The following is a 15,057-nucleotide window of genomic DNA, read 5'->3' as shown; positions in this document are numbered from 1 at the left end:
CCGGAGCCAACCGGTCATCCCGGCATGCTTACACGAACGGCGCAGCCCCCGGAGGAGCGGCGGCGCCCGCAGGGCCGCTTCGCCGGGCGATGGTTAGACTTGCCGGATGATGAAGAAGCTCCTGTTCTCGGCGGCCCTGCTGGCGGCCGCCACGGCGCACGCCCAGCAGCCCGACCTTGCCGGCCTCGACGCCTACATCGCCGATGCCGTCGCCCGGTTCGAGCAGCCCGGGCTGGCCGTGGGCATCGTGAAGGACGGCCAGCTGGTGTTCGCCAAGGGCTACGGCAAGCTCGACCTCGCCAAGCCCGAGCCCGTGACGGCCAACAGCGTGTTCTACTGCGCCAGCATCAGCAAGGCCTTCACCGCCTGCGCCATCGGCCTGCTGGCGGACGAGGGCAGGCTCGCCTTCGACGATCCCGTGCGCAAGCACCTGCCCGAGTTCAGCACGCCCGATGCCTACGTGACCGAGCACATGACCGTGGCCGACCTGCTGTGCCACCGCGCCGGATGGAGCACCTTCGATGGCGACCTGCTCTGGTACGGCACCCGCTACACCCAGGACGAGATCCTCGCCCGCCACAGCGCCGAGCCCTTCACCCATGGCTTCCGCACCGAGTTCGGCTACAGCAATCTCATGTACATCGCCGCCGCGCGCGTGATCGAGCGCGTGAGCGGCATGAGCTGGGACCGCTTCATCACCGAGCGCATCCTCATCCCGTTGGGCATGGAGCGCAGTCGCGTGGAGACCGCCGACCTGGCCGCCATGACGGATGTGGCCATGCCCCATGTGCGCAAGGGGCAGGACCCCAAGCAGCCCCAGCGGAGCATGCCCTACCAGGCCCTGCAGGGGGCCGATGGCGCCTGCGGCGTGCTGAGCACCGTGAGCGATCTCGCCAAGTGGGACGCCATGTGGGCCGACGAGGGCAAGGTGGGCGACAAGGCCTTCATCACGCCCGCCACCTTCCGCACCCTCACCGGCACGCACCTGACCATGGGCGGGCGGCGCGACGGGGCCGCTCTCGGCTGGTTCGTGGAGTACAACAAGGGCAGCAAGGTGATCACGCACAGCGGCGGCATGCCGGGCTTCATCCTCAACCACGCCGTGGTGCCCGAGAAGGACCTGGCCGTGATCTGCCTTGGCAACGGCGAGACCTACAGCGTGTTCGCCATCACCAGCAAGGTGCTCGACCTCTACCTCGGCGATGGCAAGGCCGACCCCGTAGCGCAGATGCTGCCGCGCGTGAAGGCCAACCAGGAGGAGGAGGCCAAGCGCCGCGCCGATCGCCTGGCCGCCCGCATCCCGAAGACCAAGCCTACGGCACCGCTGGCCAGCATCGCCGGCACCTACTCGGACAAGATCTACGGCGAGGCCACCATCGTCGACGACCTGGGCAGTCCCCTGCTATCCTTCCGGCCCGCCAAGGAGCTTCTCGCTGGCAAGCTCGTTCACTGGCACCATGATACCTGGAGGTGGGAGCATGCCGACCCCTTCCTGGAACCCGGCTACATCACCTTCAACTTTGACGCGGACCACAAGGTGACCGGCTTCAAGGTGGACCTGCACAGCCCCGACTTCCACTTCTACAAGCTCGACTTCAAGCGCAAGGAGTGACGCGGCCGCGCGACCACCGCACAGCCCCCACCATGCCATCCGCTGCACGCGCCCAAGCACTCCTGTTCCTGCTGGTGCTCGGCCTCGGGGCCTGGCAGCTCGATACCGGGCGCAACGACAATACCGTGAGCCGCGCCCTTGCCGTGCGCGCGCTGGTGGAGACCGGCGCACTGGAGATCACCGAGCACCACGCCCTCACCGGCGACAAGGCCGTCACCGATGGCCGGTACTACAGCGACAAGGCGCCGTTGCCGACCCTGGCCGTGGCGCTGATCTGGAAGGCGCTCCGCGCGACGGGCCTGGTTGAGCCCTGCGCCGACCCCGTCGATGACCGCGTGCTCGTGCTCGGGGGGCTGCTGTTCGGCAGCGTGCCCTTCGCCCTGCTCGTGCTGCTCGTGCACCGACGGCTGCTGCGCTGCCGGGTGCCGCACCCGGCGCTCCTCGCCGCGCTGCCCTTCCTCGGCTCCTTCCTCTTCGTGTACAGCGGCACCTTCTACAACCACCTGCCCGCAGCCCTCTTCGCCCTGCTCGCCGCCATCGACCTCACTGAGGCCCGCCGGACGCGTGCCGGGCTCTGGGCCGGCCTCGCCGTGGCCTGCGACGCCTCCATGCTCTTCCCGCTCGCGGTGTGGATCGCCCAGGTCGCCCTGGGGCGCAAGGGCCTTGTGGGCTTCGCCCTGGGGCTGCTGCCGGGAGCGCTCATCACCGCCGGGCACAACCTCGCCGTCACCGGATCGCCCCTCACCTTCCCCAGTGCGCATGCGGTCAACTATGGCATCATGCGCGAGGCCTACGGTTTCGGCACGTGGCAGCCGCGCGCCTTCCTCGGCCTCACCATCAGCCCGTACCGCGGCCTGCTCGTGTACGCCCCGGCCATGGTGGCGGTGCTGCTATGGGCCTGGGGCCGGCGCGCCCGCATCCGGTCGGGCGGGCTGCTCGCCGACCCCTTCCTCCTGCCCGCGGCGGTGCTGATGCTGGCCTTCTTCACCCACGGCACCTGGTGGGGCGGCTGGACCTACGGGCCGCGCTACCTCACCGCCGTGCCGGCGCTGCTCCTCTACCGCGGGCTGCCCGGCATCGCAGCGGACCAGCGCATGGCCCGCATCGCCATCGCGCTTTCCCTGGCAGGCCTGGCCTGCGCGGCGGCGGCGCGGCTCACCACCGGCTACGCGCTCCCCACCACGGTGGCGGATCCCTTGGTCGAGTCCATCCTGCCGCTGGTGCTCAGCCGCACCTTTGCGCCTGCCGGATGGCCCGCAGCAGCTGGTTTCTCCCCCGTGATGGGCGCCTTCCTGTACGCGCTCACGCTGGCCGCCGCACTGCGCGGCATGCAACGGCTATCCCCCGCCTGATGCACCTCTTCCATTGCCCCGACCTGGCCGCCGATGCGGTGGAGCTGCCCCCGGAGGAGGGGCATCATGCGCTCGCTGTCCTTCGCCTGCGGGCAGGCGACCAGGTGGGCCTGCTCGACGGCTGCGGCACCAAGGCCTTGGGCGAGCTCATCGGCCTTGCGAAGCGCTCCGTGACGGTGCGGGTGCTGGAGCGCCGGCTGCTCCCCCCCGAGCGCGCGGCCCGCATCCATCTCGCCGTGGCGCCCACCAAGCAGATGGAGCGCTTCGAATGGTTCGTGGAGAAGGCCGTGGAGGTGGGTGTGGACCGCATCATCCCCCTCCGCACGGAGCGCACCGAGCGCAGCACCCTGAGGCACGACCGGCTCCTGCGCGTGGCCGTGGCCGCCATGAAGCAGAGCCAGCGCGCCTGGCTGCCGGAGATCGCCCCGTTGATGCACCTCGAGGCCCTGCTGGCCGACGCCCCTGCACAGCGCTACTTCGGCTGGTGCCAGCCGGGGCTGCGCCCGCTGATGGCCGCCTACCGCACCGCTGACGATGCCCTGCTGGCTGTCGGCCCGGAGGGCGACTTCACCGAGGCCGAAGCCGGGCTCCTGCGCCGCGCAGGGGCCGAAGGCGTATCGCTGGGCGCCGCCCGGCTCCGCACGGAGACCGCCGCGCTCGCCGCCTGCACATGGATGAGCCTCTCACAGCAACGGTAACTTCGCCTCCCATGCCGCGCCTCCTCCCGGGACTCCTTCTCGGCCTTCTCGCCTCCGCTGCGGCGACCGCCCAGGGCACCTACCAGCTGGCCGTGCTCAAGTACGGCGGCGGCGGCGACTGGTACGCCAACCCCTCCGCCGTGCCCAACCTGGTGCGCTTCTGCAATGCCCAGCTCGGCATGGGCATCAGCACCGATGTGCCCACGGTGGAGGTGGGCAGTCCGGAGCTCTTCAATTTCCCCTTCGTGCACATGACCGGCCATGGCAACGTGGCCTTCAGCCCGCAGGAAGCGGAGAACCTCCGCAACTACCTCATCGGCGGCGGCTTCCTGCACGTGAGCGACAACTACGGCATGGACCCCTACCTGCGTCCGATGCTCAAGCGCGTCTTCCCGGAGCTCGAGCTGATGGAGCTGCCCTTCGCGCATCCGGTCTACCACCAGAAGTTCGACTTCGCCCAGGGCCTGCCCAAAGTCCACGAGCACGACGGCAAGCCGCCCCGGGGCTACGGCCTGCTCTGGGAGGGCCGGCTCGTGCTCTTCTACGACCACGAATGCGACCTCGGCGATGGGTGGGAGGACGCCGATGTGCATGGCGACAGTGAGGAGACCCGCACCAAGGCCCTGCGCATGGGCGCCAATCTGGTGCGCTATGCCTTCGGCGGCCAAGGCGAATGACCGCATGAGCAGCACCCTGGCGGAACGGTACGCGAAGGCCAAGGCCTCCCTGCCGCCGCAGGTCACCCTGGTGGCCGTGAGCAAGACACGGTCGGCAGAGGAGATACGCGCTCTATACGACCTGGGGCACCGTGACTTCGGCGAGAACTACGTGCAGGAGCTGAGGGCCAAGCAGCCGCTGCTCCCCGCCGACATCCGCTGGCACTTCATCGGGCACCTGCAGCGCAGCAATGTCAAGCATATCATCGGCTTCGTCCACCTCATCCATGGCGTGGACGGCGCCCCCCTGCTCGACGAGGTCCAGAAGCGCGCCGCTGCGGCCGGGCGCACAGTGGATGCCCTTCTCCAGGTGCACATCGCGCAGGAGGAGACCAAGCATGGGCTCGCCCCGCACGAGGCGCTCGGGCTGCTCCGCGGGTGGGACCGGCAGCGCTGGCCCAACGTCAGGCCGCGAGGCATGATGGGGATGGCCACCAACACCGACGACCGGGCCCAGGTGCGCCGCGAATTCGAGGGTCTGGCCGCCCTGCACGGCGAGGCCCGGGCTGGCCTTGGCGAGCTGGCCGAGGGCTTCACCGTGCTGAGCATGGGCATGAGCGGCGATGCCGACCTGGCCATCGCTTCCGGCAGCAGCCTGGTGCGCATCGGCACCGCCATCTTCGGCGAGCGCGGATGAAAGCAACCGCCGGTCGGGATCGCGTCTTCCGGGTATACCTTTCGGTCCGGTCCGCTGCCCATGAACCGTTCGCTCCTCTCCGCATTGCTGCTGTGCGGGCTGTCCTTCACCGCCGCAGCGCAGCGCCACCTCGAGGTGGGCATCGCCCAAGGGGTCACCCACTACTACGGCGACCTCGGCAACTATGACGGCCAGGTGCAGTGGAACAGCGCGCGGCCGGGCGTAATGGTCACCTTCCGCGACTTCCTCAACAACAAGAAGCGGTACGTCACCCGCTCGCTCACCACCGAGGCCCGGCTCAGCTGGTTCCGCGTGGGCTATGACGAGCGCGCGCCCATCCCCGGCATGGACTTCAGCGAACTCAAGAACCGCAAGCGAGGCCTCGGCTTCCGCAACGACCTGGTGGGCGCCTCGGGCCACCTGGTGCTCAATGCCTACCGCCAGCCCTTCCAGCCGCTCTTCGAGCAACGCTTCTTCATGTACTTCCACATCGGGGTGGGCGTCTATTACGGACGTCCCAAGGCCGACCTCTTCCGCGGCGAGGCCGACACCCTTAACCGCTACCACTTCTGGGACGACGGCACCGTGCGGGATGCCGCCTATGCCGACAACCCCAACGCCAATGCCGTGGAACGCGACGGCCGCTACGAGACCGACCTGTACGCCTGGCAGACCGAGGGCGGCATCGGTGCCGGCGAGCCCGGCCGCCGCTACCGCCTCTCCCCCTGGCACGTGGCCATCCCCATCGGGGCCGGCGTGCGCTACATGGTCACCAAGGAGGTGAGCGTGGGGCTCGAGTTCAGCTACGTCATGTTCATGGACGACCACATCGATGATGTGAGCGACCGCTATGCCACTTATGCCGAGATCGACGCGGCCTATGCCGGCGACCCCAACAAGCAGGCCTTGGCCCGCTACATCAGCGACCCCACCGGCTATGGCACCAATGGGGAGCAGAGCATCTACACGAGCCGACGCGGCAATCCCGGGCTGCTCGACACGATCAGCTTCCTCAACTTCGAGGTGTCGTACAAGTTCAAGCGCAGTCCGGGGCGCCGCAGCTTCCTCTCCATGAAGCGCGACCGCAGCGCCACCTCGCAGCGCTGACCCGAGCGCATGACCGATTCGGCAGCAGACAATGCCTGGCCCCGGTGGGCCGCACGCGCGGGAGGCGTGCTCTTCGCGGCCTTCCTGGCCCTCTTCGCCTTCGATGCCGATGCTTCCGGCCCGCGCCCGCTGGACCTCTTCATGCACCTGCTGCCCGCATTGGCCTGCCTCCTGGTGGTGGCCATCGCGTGGCGGCGGCCCTGGCGGGGAGCCCTCGCATTCCTCGCGCTCAGCGTGGCCTACGGCTGGTGGGCGCGCGAGCACGTCCAATGGATCCTCGTGGTGAGCGTTCCGCTGCTGGCGGTAGCCGCGCTTTATGCCTGGTCGGCGCTGGCAGCGCGCAACCGGTAGCTTCGCGGCATGACGGAACGGACCACCAAGCAGCAGCGCCTTGACCTCGCGTTCGCGGCGCTGCTGAGCGACGACGACGCCGCCGCACTCACGGCCCTCACCCGCATCGGGGAGCAGGGCGATGCGCGGGCCATCCCCCACCTGCTGGGGGCCCTGGCCGCCCATCCCTCGCCTGCCGTGCAGCAGCGCATCACCGCCCTGCTGCACCAGGTGAAGGCCGCCGATGCGGTGCCCACCCTCATCGCCGCGCTCGACGACGACCGGTTCCGTACGGTGCGCCGCACCGTGCTCTCGGCCTTTTGGAGCGCCGGGCTCGATGCTCGCGATCACTTGGAGCGCTTCATCGCCATCGCCGTGGAGGGCAGCGCCGAGGAGTGCTTCGAGTGCCTCACCGTGATCGAGAACCAGGAGCTGTGGCCCGAGAAGGCGGCGCGGCTGGGCCTGGCGCGCGTGCGCAAGGCTATTGCCGCCGAGCCCGACCCTTACAAGGGCGCCATGCTCAAGGACCTGGCGGCGCTGCTCGAGGAACGGCTCGGCGCCGCCTGAGCGGACCGAACCTCCCGGCCTTCTGGAGCGTCTTTCAACCAGACCCGCTTCCCCCATGCGCCTCCTCCCTTCCGCCGCCATCCTGCTGCTCGGGCTCGCATCGTGCGGCGCCCCTGAGCGCCTAACCATGGAGAGTGGCCCCGTCTCCCTCGTGGCCGCCGGGCCCTTGTTCGAAGGGAGCAACACCGCCCAGGGCACCTGGGCCACCGGCCTGGAGGCCTTCCTCGCCGAGCGCGGCTACAGCACCGGCCAGCTCCGCGAAGCACGGCTGGTGAGCGCCCGCCTCGAAGGCGCCGACTCCACCGGCCTCCGCGGCATCCGCAGCGTGAGCGTGCAATGGGTGGGCGGAGAACAGGGCATGCAGCAGGTGGCCGTCCGCAATCCCCTGCCGGTCGACTCCGCCGTGGTGCAGCTCACCGTGGCGGCCGGCCAGCGCAAGCTGGACGACCTGCTCCGCTCACAGGCCATCACCGTGGTCGCCGACCTGGACCTCGACGCCGACCAGGATGCTGATCGGCACGTGATCGGCACCTTCACCCTCGAACTCACCGTTGCACCATGAGAACCCTCCTCCTTTCCCTCGCCCTGCTGCTCCTCCCGCTTTCCGCCGTGCTGGCCCAGGCACCACCCGAGCCCGGCGACCGCCTCATCGGTGTGTGGGAGCCCAGCAACGGCAAGGCCCGTGTGAAAATCGAGAAGATCGGCGGCAAGTACTACGGCAAGATCGTGTGGCTGCGCGAGCCCAACGACCCGGCCACCAATGCACCCAAGGTGGACAAGAACAACCCGGACGAGGCCTTGCGCACCGTGCCCCTCCGTGGCTACCGCCTATTGAAGGACTTCACCTATGGCGGCAACGACGAATGGTCCGAGGGCACCATCTACGATCCGGAGAACGGCAGCACCTACAGCTGCGTGATCACCCTGAAGGACGCCAACACCCTCGACATCCGCGGCTTCATCGGCGTGAAGGCACTGGGCCGTACCGACGTCTGGAAGCGGCTCCAGGCCAAGTGATCCATGGTGGCCCGCGCGCTCCTGGTCCTCGCCCTGCTGCTCCCGGCCGCCCTTCGGGCGCAGCCTGACACCATCCCCGCCACCGACGAGGAGGACTACAGCCAGTACGACGACCTCGGCTTCGCGGACGAGAAGGCCAGGCGCTACGCCCATCCCAAGGTGCTCGACCTGAGCCCGCAGCGCTTCATCTCGGTGCTCTGGGATGCGCAGGGAGCCTACACCATGCAGAGCTCGCCCCTGGGCTCCTGGCCCGAGGGGGCCGATGCCCCACTGGCAGAGGAGGCGCACGCCACTTACACCGGAGGCCTCCGCGTGCAGGCCAGCATCCCGGTGGTGTCGCGCAACAGCATCGTGTGGCAGATGCAGGCCAACTATTGGGACGTGCGCTACAACGTGTCGCCCTCCTTCAGCACCGAGGCCTCCGCCGGCCTGCTGCGCACCTTGGGCGACCGCGGCCTGCGCACCACCGGGCTGGGCACCACCCTCTTCAAGCCGCTCAGCGAGACCGGCTTCGTGATCGTGCAGGCCAGTGCCGACCTCAGCGGCGACTATTTCCTGGACGACCCGCAGAGCCTGGAGTACCTGCGTGGAAGCATTGCCGCACTCTGGGGAAGGCGTCCGCACGACCGGCTGCAGTGGGCTGTGGGCCTCAGCCGAACCTACCGCGTGGGCGCCATGAACTACATCCCCGTGGTGATGTACAACTACACGGCAGCGAACCGCAAGTGGGGCACGGAGATCCTCTTCCCCGCGCGGGCGCACTACCGCCGCACCTTCAGTCCGCGCAGCCTGCTGCTCACCGGGTACGAGCTGGAAGGCCAGAGCTACCGCATCCAGGGGCTCAGCACCGACGCCAACAGCTTCGAGGTGCGCCGGGGCGAGCTGCGCCTGCGGGCCGAGTACCAGCGCCAGCTGAAGGGCTTCGTGTGGCTGAGCCTGCAGGCCGGCTACCGCCACGACTGGAGCTTCAACGCCGATGCGCTGCCCGGGGGGAACGAGTTCTTCCGCGGTCTCTTCGGCGACCAGCCCTTCGCCATGCTCAACAGCCTGGGCGGTGCGCCCTATGCACAGGTGGGCGTCCACCTGGTGAGCCCGTAACGACACAAGTCATGCTAACTTGGAACGACCCATGTTCCACGAGACCCAACGCTTCGACCAATGGTGGCTGCGGCTGCTGTTCGTGGGCATCAACGGGCTCTTCGCCTTCGCGGTGTGGCGGCAGCTGGGCCAGGATGAGCCGGTGGGTGATACCTCCATGCCCGACGGTGTGCTGCTCGCGGTGTGGCTGTCGGTGGGTGTATTCACCCTGCTCTTCCTCCGCACGCAGCTCATCACCCGGGTGGATGCCACGGGTGTGCATGTGCGCTTTGCACCCTGGCAGCGAACGGGCCGGCACATCCCGTGGGCGCAGGTGCAGGGCTGCCGCGTGCGCCGCTACCGCCCCTTGATCGACTTCGGCGGCTGGGGCCTGCGGCGCTCCTTCGGCGGGCGGATGGAAGGCTACACCACCAATGGCGACCAAGCCCTGGAACTGGACCTTGGTGAGCGGCGCAGCCTGCTCATCGGTACGCAGCGACCGGAGGAACTGGCGGCCGTGCTGCGGGCATTGGGGAAGTAGGACCACGGAGAGGCTTGGGGACCACGGTCCAAAACGTCCTCCCCTGCGCACAGCCCGGATGCGGGTGCGCAGGCGAGCAGGCACACCGCGAGCGCACATTTGCACGCTAACTTGTACCAGCCGCCATGGACAGAAAAGACGTCGAGCGCGAACGGGCTGTGAAGCTGGAGTACTTGGTACACAAGGCCCAGCGCTGCATCGCCTTGCACTTCGCTTACGATGCTGAACTCGTTAGTGCCGCCAGGCAGGCCGGTGCCAAATGGAGCGCGTCCCATCGCTGTTGGTGGACACCGAACGCTCCGGAACACCTGCAGGCCATCTTCGCCGCGTTCAAGGGCAAGGCCTGGGTGGACATGAACGGCCTGCGGAAGAAAGCGGACGCAGGCACTGCTGTCCCGCATTCGTCACCGGCACATGCGCGCTTAGGGCCTGAACGCCAGACCAAGCATGTTCCAGCATCACCCAAGCCACAACGGGTCGTCGCCGAGAAGCCCATCCTGAACGGCATACAGGAGACGGCCCTTGCCGCCATGCGCCGCAAGCTGGAGATCGCCCGGTACAGCCCGCGGAGCATTCAGGTGTACCTCAGCGCAACCCGGCAGCTCTTCCAGCACTTTCCCCAAAAGCATCCGAACGACATCCGCACGGAGGACATCGAGGCTTTCCAACACCACCTGGCCACAGTGCGCAAGGTGAGCAACAGCACCCTGAACCAGGCCGTGAACGCCGTCAGGTACTACTACATGAACGTGTTGGGCGATGCGCGGCGGGTGACGTTCATCGAAAGACCACGGAAGGAGACCAAGCTGCCCTTGGTGCTGAGCAAGGCCGAGATCGCCGCTGTACTGAAAGCTCCTACGAACCTGAAGCACCAAGCCATGCTTGCCCTGGCCTACTCCGGTGGCCTTCGTGTAAGTGAAGTATTGGCACTTCAACCGAATGACCTTCTGTACGATCGCGGGTTGATCAGGATACGTGGCGCGAAAGGCAACAAGGACCGAACGACCCTGTTGGGGCGCAGCACTGCCGAGCTACTGAAGCGCTACGTGGCGCACACCCAGCCCCGCGAACTGCTCTTTGAGGGCCAGGGAGGCGGAGCATACAGCGCCCGAAGCTTGCAGAAGGTCCTTGAGGCCGCCTTGGAGAGGGCTGGTATACGCAAGCCTGCCACCATGCACACCCTGCGCCACAGCTTCGCCACACACTTGTTGGAGCAAGGCACAGACCTGCGCTATATTCAGGCCCTGTTGGGCCATGCCAGCAGCAAGACGACCGAGATCTATACGCACGTGAGCACACGCTACCTCCAAGGCATCGTGAACCCCATGGACAATCTAGACACCCCCTGACGACATTGCTGTCAAAATCTTCGCAAAACCCTCCACAATTGACCAATAGCACGAAGATCCGACCCAGCCGATACTTCCGGCGATAAACGAAGATCTTCGTCTACCCAACGTTGTACGCAAGCGAAAAGACTGTCGGCGATGGGTGTACCCTCTTCCGCTCCGACACATGCCAACAGTGCCGGTGTTGCAGGGCTAACCGGGAATTTCGTCCCTGCATTATGCGGACCAGACCTTTTGCCACGCGGCGGCTACCGCTTCGGTCCACGTTCATCGGGCTAATGATGAATCGTCCACCCATCGCCTAACAGCCAAAATACAAAGAACGCCTGCGTACAACTACGTGTATGGGCCATGCAGAGCCACGGCCCATACACTTGTCCGTTAGTGGCTATTTTCGAACGACACTTGACAAGTGAAGATTAAAATAACCAAGGGATAAAACACAACAATTACAAACATGACTTATGGACTTTAAAATTCACACAACAACAATCTACAATTGCTCTCTTGAACGAGCTTTTAAAGCACCTATTTTGGGCGATGTAACTAAAGTTCACACTGGCTATGGACTTATGCCAGCAGTGACAAAGACAACGAATGACGAGAGTTGGGGAAAGGTTGGTTCAATTAAAAACATATATGCTGCAAAATCACTAACTTTTAAAGGCGGAGAAGTTTCCACAGACGAGGTAATTGAGCGAATTGAAAATAAATACTGGAAGGTAGAAGTAGGAAACTTCAAGTCTTGGATGTTGAATATTTGGAAGTTTACTTTTGAGTGGACAACAACTGAAATTGAACCTAAAAAGATAAAAATTAACTATGACTATACAATTCACGGAAAAGGCGTTTTACTTATTCCTTTTCAATGGCTTTTTGCTAATGTTTTTTACAAGAGATACATGAAACAAGTACTTGAAAATGTACGAAAAATGGCAGAAGGAAACGAACCTTTTCAATATGAGTAGTGAAAAACAGCCACTAACAGCGGTTTGGCGTAATGGCGGGTTCAGTGCTTCGTATGACAGTTTTGTGGTAGGTTCAAGTGCAGTTCTTCGATTTAACTTTTGTGCTAAAAATCCGCCACTACGCCAAGCCGCAAAACGTTGACCGCCATTACGCGGATTGCTTCGCAGAGCCTCGCAAGGACATCCGCGCAACAGCGGTCAACATTGAATGACCACCGCATCTAGGGAACACGCGCCCAGTCCTATCCCAAGTACTCCCCCACTGCCCGTTGCACCCGGGCATTGATGGCCTCGGTGGGTGCGGGGTGGAAAGCCTGGCCGGTGATGCGTTCGAAGAGCTCCACGTAGCGTTCGGTGACGCTGTGCACGAAGGCATCGTCCATGGGCGGCACCTGCTGGCCTTCCTTGCCCATGAAGCCGCCGGCAATGAGCCATTCGCGCACGAACTCTTTGCTGAGCTGCTTCTGGCGTTCGCCGCGGGCCTGGCGCTCGGCATAGCCGTCGGCGTAGAAGTAACGGGAGCTGTCGGGCGTGTGCACCTCGTCGATGAGCAGGATGCGCCCATCGGGGGTGCGGCCGAACTCGTACTTGGTGTCCACCAGCAGCAGGCCGCGCTCGGCGGCGATGCGGCTGCCCTCGGCGAAGAGCGCCAGGGCGTAGCGCTGCATGGTGTCCCACTCCTGCGGTGTGCAGAGGCCGCGCGCCAGGATCTCGGCGGGGGTGATGTCCTCATCGTGCCCCACATCGGCCTTGGTGCTGGGGGTGATGATGGGCGTGGGGAAGCGGTCGTTCTCCTTCATCCCTTCGGGCAAGGTTGCGCCGCAAAGGGTGCGGATGCCGCTCTGGTAGGTGCGCCAGGCGTGGCCGGCGAGGTAGCCGCGTACCACCATCTCCACCTTCACCGTGCTGCAGGCGGCCCCGATGACCACGTTGGGGTCGGGCGAGGCCTCGGCCCAGTTGGGCGCCACGTGGCGGGTGGCCTGGAGCATGTGCCAGCTGAGCTGGCTGAGCACCTGGCCCTTGAATGGGATGCCGCGCGGCAGCACCACATCGAAGGCGCTGATGCGGTCGCTGGCCACCAGGATGATGCGGCCATCGGACAGGGTGTACACATCGCGCACCTTGCCGCGGTAGACGTTGGTGATGAGGGGATGCCGGAGGTCGGAGCGCATCAACGTCCCCGAGGTCGTGGTGGTCATTGGGCGCGGTCCTTCTTGTCGGTCTTCTGCTCCAGTTCCTTGAACGCGCCGAGCACGCGCGTCACGAGCTCGTGGCGGATCACGTCCTTCTCGTTCAGCTCCACCACGGTGATGCCCTGCACGGCCCGGAGCATCTCCACGGCCGGCATGAGGCCGCTCGGCTGATGGCCGGGCAGGTCCACCTGGGTGACATCGCCGGTGATGACGAACTTGGCGTTGCGCCCCATGCGGGTGAGGAACATCTTGATCTGCGGGAGCGTGGCGTTCTGGGCCTCGTCGAGGATCACGAAGGCGTGGTCGAGCGTGCGGCCGCGCATGAAGGCCAGCGGGGCGATCTGGATGACGCCCTCCTCCAGGTGGTCGGCGAGTCGCGAGGCGGGGATCATGTCCTTGAGCGCATCGTAGAGCGGCTGCAGGTAGGGATCGAGCTTCTCGCGCAGGTCGCCGGGCAGGAAACCGAGGTTCTCGCCTGCCTCCACGGCGGGACGGGTGAGGATGATGCGCCTCACCTGACGCTCCTTCAGGGCCTTCACGGCGAGGGCCACGGCGGTGTAGGTCTTGCCGGTGCCGGCCGGGCCGATGGCGAAGACCATGTCGCTCTCGCGGATGGCCTCCACCAGGCGCTGCTGGTTGGGCGTGCGGGCCTTCACGCGGAGGCCGGCGTTGCCGTAGACGAGCACATCATCGTCCAGATCGGCGCTGCGCGGGGCCTCGCCGCCGCCCATGATGTCGTCGAGCACCTTGCGGGGCAGCTCGTTGTAGCGCGCCACGTGCGCCACCAGTTCGTTGAAGCGCTCCTCGAAGAGGGCGATGTCGTCCGGTGCGCCGCTCACCTTCACGGTGTCGCCGCGCGCCACGAGGTTGAGCTTGGGGAAGAGGCCGCGGATGATCCGCAGGTTGGCGTCGTTGGCCCCGAGGATGTCCACGGGGTCGACGCCGGTGATGGTGATCAGCTGCTCGCTCAAGGACGGATGCGGGGTGTTGAGATCTTTCGGGAGAAGGTGCTCCCCTCCCTCTAGTTTTGACCGCCCGAAGGTAGCCGACCGGAACCAGCCGCCCGATGGCCATCATCACCCTCACCACCGACCTGGGCACGCGCGACCATTATGTGGCCGTGGTGAAGGGCGCGCTGCTGCAGCAGGCCCCGGAGGCCACCATCGTGGACATCACCCACGAGATCACGCCCTTCCACACGGCGATGGCGGCCTATGTGGCGCGCAACGCGTTCCCGGCCTTCCCGGCGGGCAGCATCCACATCCTCGGCGTGAATCCGGAGGCGGACCGCTTCACGGCGCACGTGGTGGCGCGGCACCAGGGCCATTACTTCATCGGCGCGGACAACGGCATCCTGCCGCTGATGTTCGAGGGCATGCCGGAAGCGGCCTTCGAGATCACCATGAAGCTCGATGACGACCACGCGGCCTTCCCCACCCGGAGCGTGTTCACCAAGGCCGCGGCCCACTTGGCGCGGGGCGGCACCCCTGAGACCATCGGCCGGCCCCTGAAGGCGCTGCGCGAGCTGCACAACCTGAAGCCCTCGGTGACCCCCGATGCCATCGTGGGCCGCGTGGTGCATGTGGACCGGTACGGGAACGTGATGACCAATGTGCAGCGGTCGCTCTTCGAGGAGCTGCACGGCGGGCGCCCCTTCCGCATCCACTTCGGGCATTCGGATGACGACCTGACGCGCATCCACGCCACCTACAGCGACGTGCCCAACGGGGTTTCGCTCGCCTTCTTCAATGCGAGCGGCCACCTGGAGATCGCCGTGAACAAGGGCGTGGAGGGCGGCGGCGGCGGCGGGGGCGGCGCCGCACGCCTGCTGGGCCTGCGCGAGAACGATGCCGTGCGCATCGAGTTCGGCACGCGCCGTTGAGCCCCGAGGCT

17 protein-coding genes are annotated in these 15,057 nt (G+C 66.1%); 15 read left to right on the top strand and 2 right to left on the bottom strand.

The window, feature by feature from the left end:
* Positions 1 to 106: 106 nt before the first annotated feature.
* The 14 genes from QY325_01995 to QY325_01930 all read left to right on the top strand — a co-directional run bounded on the left by QY325_01995 (position 107) and on the right by QY325_01930 (position 11,971).
* Positions 107 to 1,612 carry a serine hydrolase gene (locus tag QY325_01995; protein WKZ66706.1) on the top strand — a complete coding sequence of 502 codons (1,506 nt, stop codon included), beginning with the start codon at positions 107 to 109 and terminating at the stop codon, positions 1,610 to 1,612.
* A 32-nt stretch (positions 1,613 to 1,644) separates the two neighbouring features.
* Positions 1,645 to 2,964 (top strand): hypothetical protein, encoded by a 1,320-nt coding sequence (locus QY325_01990; GenBank protein ID WKZ66705.1) that lies wholly within the window; start codon positions 1,645 to 1,647, stop codon positions 2,962 to 2,964.
* The gene (locus QY325_01985; GenBank protein WKZ66704.1) at positions 2,964 to 3,662 is read left to right on the top strand and encodes an RsmE family RNA methyltransferase; all 699 of its coding nucleotides are present in this window, start codon (positions 2,964 to 2,966) and stop codon (positions 3,660 to 3,662) included. The genes QY325_01990 and QY325_01985 overlap by 1 nt, the downstream gene beginning before the upstream one ends.
* A gap of 11 nt (positions 3,663 to 3,673) precedes the next feature.
* Positions 3,674 to 4,339: a DUF4159 domain-containing protein gene (locus QY325_01980; GenBank protein ID WKZ66703.1), complete on the top strand. Its 666-nt coding sequence runs from the start codon at positions 3,674 to 3,676 to the stop codon at positions 4,337 to 4,339.
* A gap of 4 nt (positions 4,340 to 4,343) precedes the next feature.
* The gene (locus QY325_01975; protein WKZ66702.1) at positions 4,344 to 5,015 is read left to right on the top strand and encodes a YggS family pyridoxal phosphate-dependent enzyme; all 672 of its coding nucleotides are present in this window, start codon (positions 4,344 to 4,346) and stop codon (positions 5,013 to 5,015) included.
* 60 nt (positions 5,016 to 5,075) lie between these two features.
* Positions 5,076 to 6,122, top strand: a complete 1,047-nt coding sequence (locus QY325_01970; protein ID WKZ66701.1) for a hypothetical protein — start codon at positions 5,076 to 5,078, stop codon at positions 6,120 to 6,122.
* 9 nt (positions 6,123 to 6,131) lie between these two features.
* A complete protein-coding gene (locus QY325_01965) occupies positions 6,132 to 6,473 on the top strand; it encodes a hypothetical protein (GenBank protein WKZ66700.1) in 342 nt (113 codons plus the stop codon).
* Between the two features lie 9 nt (positions 6,474 to 6,482).
* Positions 6,483 to 7,019 carry a HEAT repeat domain-containing protein gene (locus tag QY325_01960; protein ID WKZ66699.1) on the top strand — a complete coding sequence of 179 codons (537 nt, stop codon included), beginning with the start codon at positions 6,483 to 6,485 and terminating at the stop codon, positions 7,017 to 7,019.
* A gap of 55 nt (positions 7,020 to 7,074) precedes the next feature.
* Positions 7,075 to 7,581, top strand: a complete 507-nt coding sequence (locus QY325_01955) for a hypothetical protein (protein ID WKZ66698.1) — start codon at positions 7,075 to 7,077, stop codon at positions 7,579 to 7,581.
* The gene (locus tag QY325_01950) at positions 7,578 to 8,036 is read left to right on the top strand and encodes a DUF2147 domain-containing protein (GenBank protein ID WKZ66697.1); all 459 of its coding nucleotides are present in this window, start codon (positions 7,578 to 7,580) and stop codon (positions 8,034 to 8,036) included. The genes QY325_01955 and QY325_01950 overlap by 4 nt, the downstream gene beginning before the upstream one ends.
* 3 nt (positions 8,037 to 8,039) lie before the next feature.
* Positions 8,040 to 9,134 carry a hypothetical protein gene (locus tag QY325_01945; protein WKZ66696.1) on the top strand — a complete coding sequence of 365 codons (1,095 nt, stop codon included), beginning with the start codon at positions 8,040 to 8,042 and terminating at the stop codon, positions 9,132 to 9,134.
* Positions 9,135 to 9,165: 31 nt separating this feature from the next.
* Positions 9,166 to 9,654, top strand: a complete 489-nt coding sequence (locus QY325_01940) for a DUF6141 family protein (protein ID WKZ66695.1) — start codon at positions 9,166 to 9,168, stop codon at positions 9,652 to 9,654.
* 125 nt (positions 9,655 to 9,779) lie between these two features.
* Entirely contained in the window at positions 9,780 to 11,003 is a 1,224-nt protein-coding gene (locus tag QY325_01935) for a site-specific integrase (GenBank protein WKZ66694.1), read from the top strand.
* A gap of 464 nt (positions 11,004 to 11,467) precedes the next feature.
* Complete coding sequence (locus QY325_01930) at positions 11,468 to 11,971, top strand: hypothetical protein (protein ID WKZ66693.1); 504 nt, start codon at positions 11,468 to 11,470, stop codon at positions 11,969 to 11,971.
* Between the two features lie 242 nt (positions 11,972 to 12,213).
* Here the strand turns inward: QY325_01930 and QY325_01925 are convergent, their stop codons facing one another.
* Both QY325_01925 and QY325_01920 read right to left on the bottom strand, forming a co-directional pair.
* The gene (locus QY325_01925) at positions 12,214 to 13,143 is read right to left on the bottom strand and encodes a phosphoribosylaminoimidazolesuccinocarboxamide synthase (protein WKZ66692.1); all 930 of its coding nucleotides are present in this window, start codon (positions 13,141 to 13,143) and stop codon (positions 12,214 to 12,216) included.
* A 23-nt stretch (positions 13,144 to 13,166) separates the two neighbouring features.
* On the bottom strand, positions 13,167 to 14,135 hold the full coding sequence (locus tag QY325_01920; GenBank protein WKZ66691.1) for a PhoH family protein: 969 nt from the start codon (positions 14,133 to 14,135) through the stop codon (positions 13,167 to 13,169).
* 95 nt (positions 14,136 to 14,230) lie between these two features.
* Here QY325_01920 and QY325_01915 point away from each other — a divergent pair, with 95 nt between their 5' ends.
* Positions 14,231 to 15,046, top strand: coding sequence for an SAM-dependent chlorinase/fluorinase (locus QY325_01915; protein WKZ66690.1), 816 nt, complete (start codon positions 14,231 to 14,233; stop codon positions 15,044 to 15,046).
* The last annotated feature ends 11 nt before the right edge of the window (positions 15,047 to 15,057 follow it).

The organism is Flavobacteriales bacterium, from assembly GCA_030584065.1.
In the GTDB taxonomy this organism is placed as follows: Bacteria; Bacteroidota; Bacteroidia; order Flavobacteriales_F; family PHOS-HE28; genus PHOS-HE28.
The sequence above is the reverse complement of the archived record's forward strand: the minus strand, read 5'-3'. Positions and strand labels throughout refer to the sequence as shown.

Excerpts from the sequence above, each read along its gene's own strand:
- QY325_01995 (WKZ66706.1), top strand. The coding sequence starts at position 107 with ATGATGAAGAAGCTCCTGTTCTCGGCGGCCCTGCTGGCGGCCGCCACG.
- QY325_01990 (WKZ66705.1), top strand. The coding sequence starts at position 1,645 with ATGCCATCCGCTGCACGCGCCCAAGCACTCCTGTTCCTGCTGGTGCTC.
- QY325_01985 (WKZ66704.1), top strand. The coding sequence starts at position 2,964 with ATGCACCTCTTCCATTGCCCCGACCTGGCCGCCGATGCGGTGGAGCTG.
- QY325_01980 (WKZ66703.1), top strand. The coding sequence starts at position 3,674 with ATGCCGCGCCTCCTCCCGGGACTCCTTCTCGGCCTTCTCGCCTCCGCT.
- QY325_01975 (WKZ66702.1), top strand. The coding sequence starts at position 4,344 with ATGAGCAGCACCCTGGCGGAACGGTACGCGAAGGCCAAGGCCTCCCTG.
- QY325_01970 (WKZ66701.1), top strand. The coding sequence starts at position 5,076 with ATGAACCGTTCGCTCCTCTCCGCATTGCTGCTGTGCGGGCTGTCCTTC.
- QY325_01965 (WKZ66700.1), top strand. The coding sequence starts at position 6,132 with ATGACCGATTCGGCAGCAGACAATGCCTGGCCCCGGTGGGCCGCACGC.
- QY325_01960 (WKZ66699.1), top strand. The coding sequence starts at position 6,483 with ATGACGGAACGGACCACCAAGCAGCAGCGCCTTGACCTCGCGTTCGCG.
- QY325_01955 (WKZ66698.1), top strand. The coding sequence starts at position 7,075 with ATGCGCCTCCTCCCTTCCGCCGCCATCCTGCTGCTCGGGCTCGCATCG.
- QY325_01950 (WKZ66697.1), top strand. The coding sequence starts at position 7,578 with ATGAGAACCCTCCTCCTTTCCCTCGCCCTGCTGCTCCTCCCGCTTTCC.
- QY325_01945 (WKZ66696.1), top strand. The coding sequence starts at position 8,040 with ATGGTGGCCCGCGCGCTCCTGGTCCTCGCCCTGCTGCTCCCGGCCGCC.
- QY325_01940 (WKZ66695.1), top strand. The coding sequence starts at position 9,166 with ATGTTCCACGAGACCCAACGCTTCGACCAATGGTGGCTGCGGCTGCTG.
- QY325_01935 (WKZ66694.1), top strand. The coding sequence starts at position 9,780 with ATGGACAGAAAAGACGTCGAGCGCGAACGGGCTGTGAAGCTGGAGTAC.
- QY325_01930 (WKZ66693.1), top strand. The coding sequence starts at position 11,468 with ATGGACTTTAAAATTCACACAACAACAATCTACAATTGCTCTCTTGAA.
- QY325_01925 (WKZ66692.1), bottom strand. The coding sequence starts at position 13,143 with ATGCGCTCCGACCTCCGGCATCCCCTCATCACCAACGTCTACCGCGGC.
- QY325_01915 (WKZ66690.1), top strand. The coding sequence starts at position 14,231 with ATGGCCATCATCACCCTCACCACCGACCTGGGCACGCGCGACCATTAT.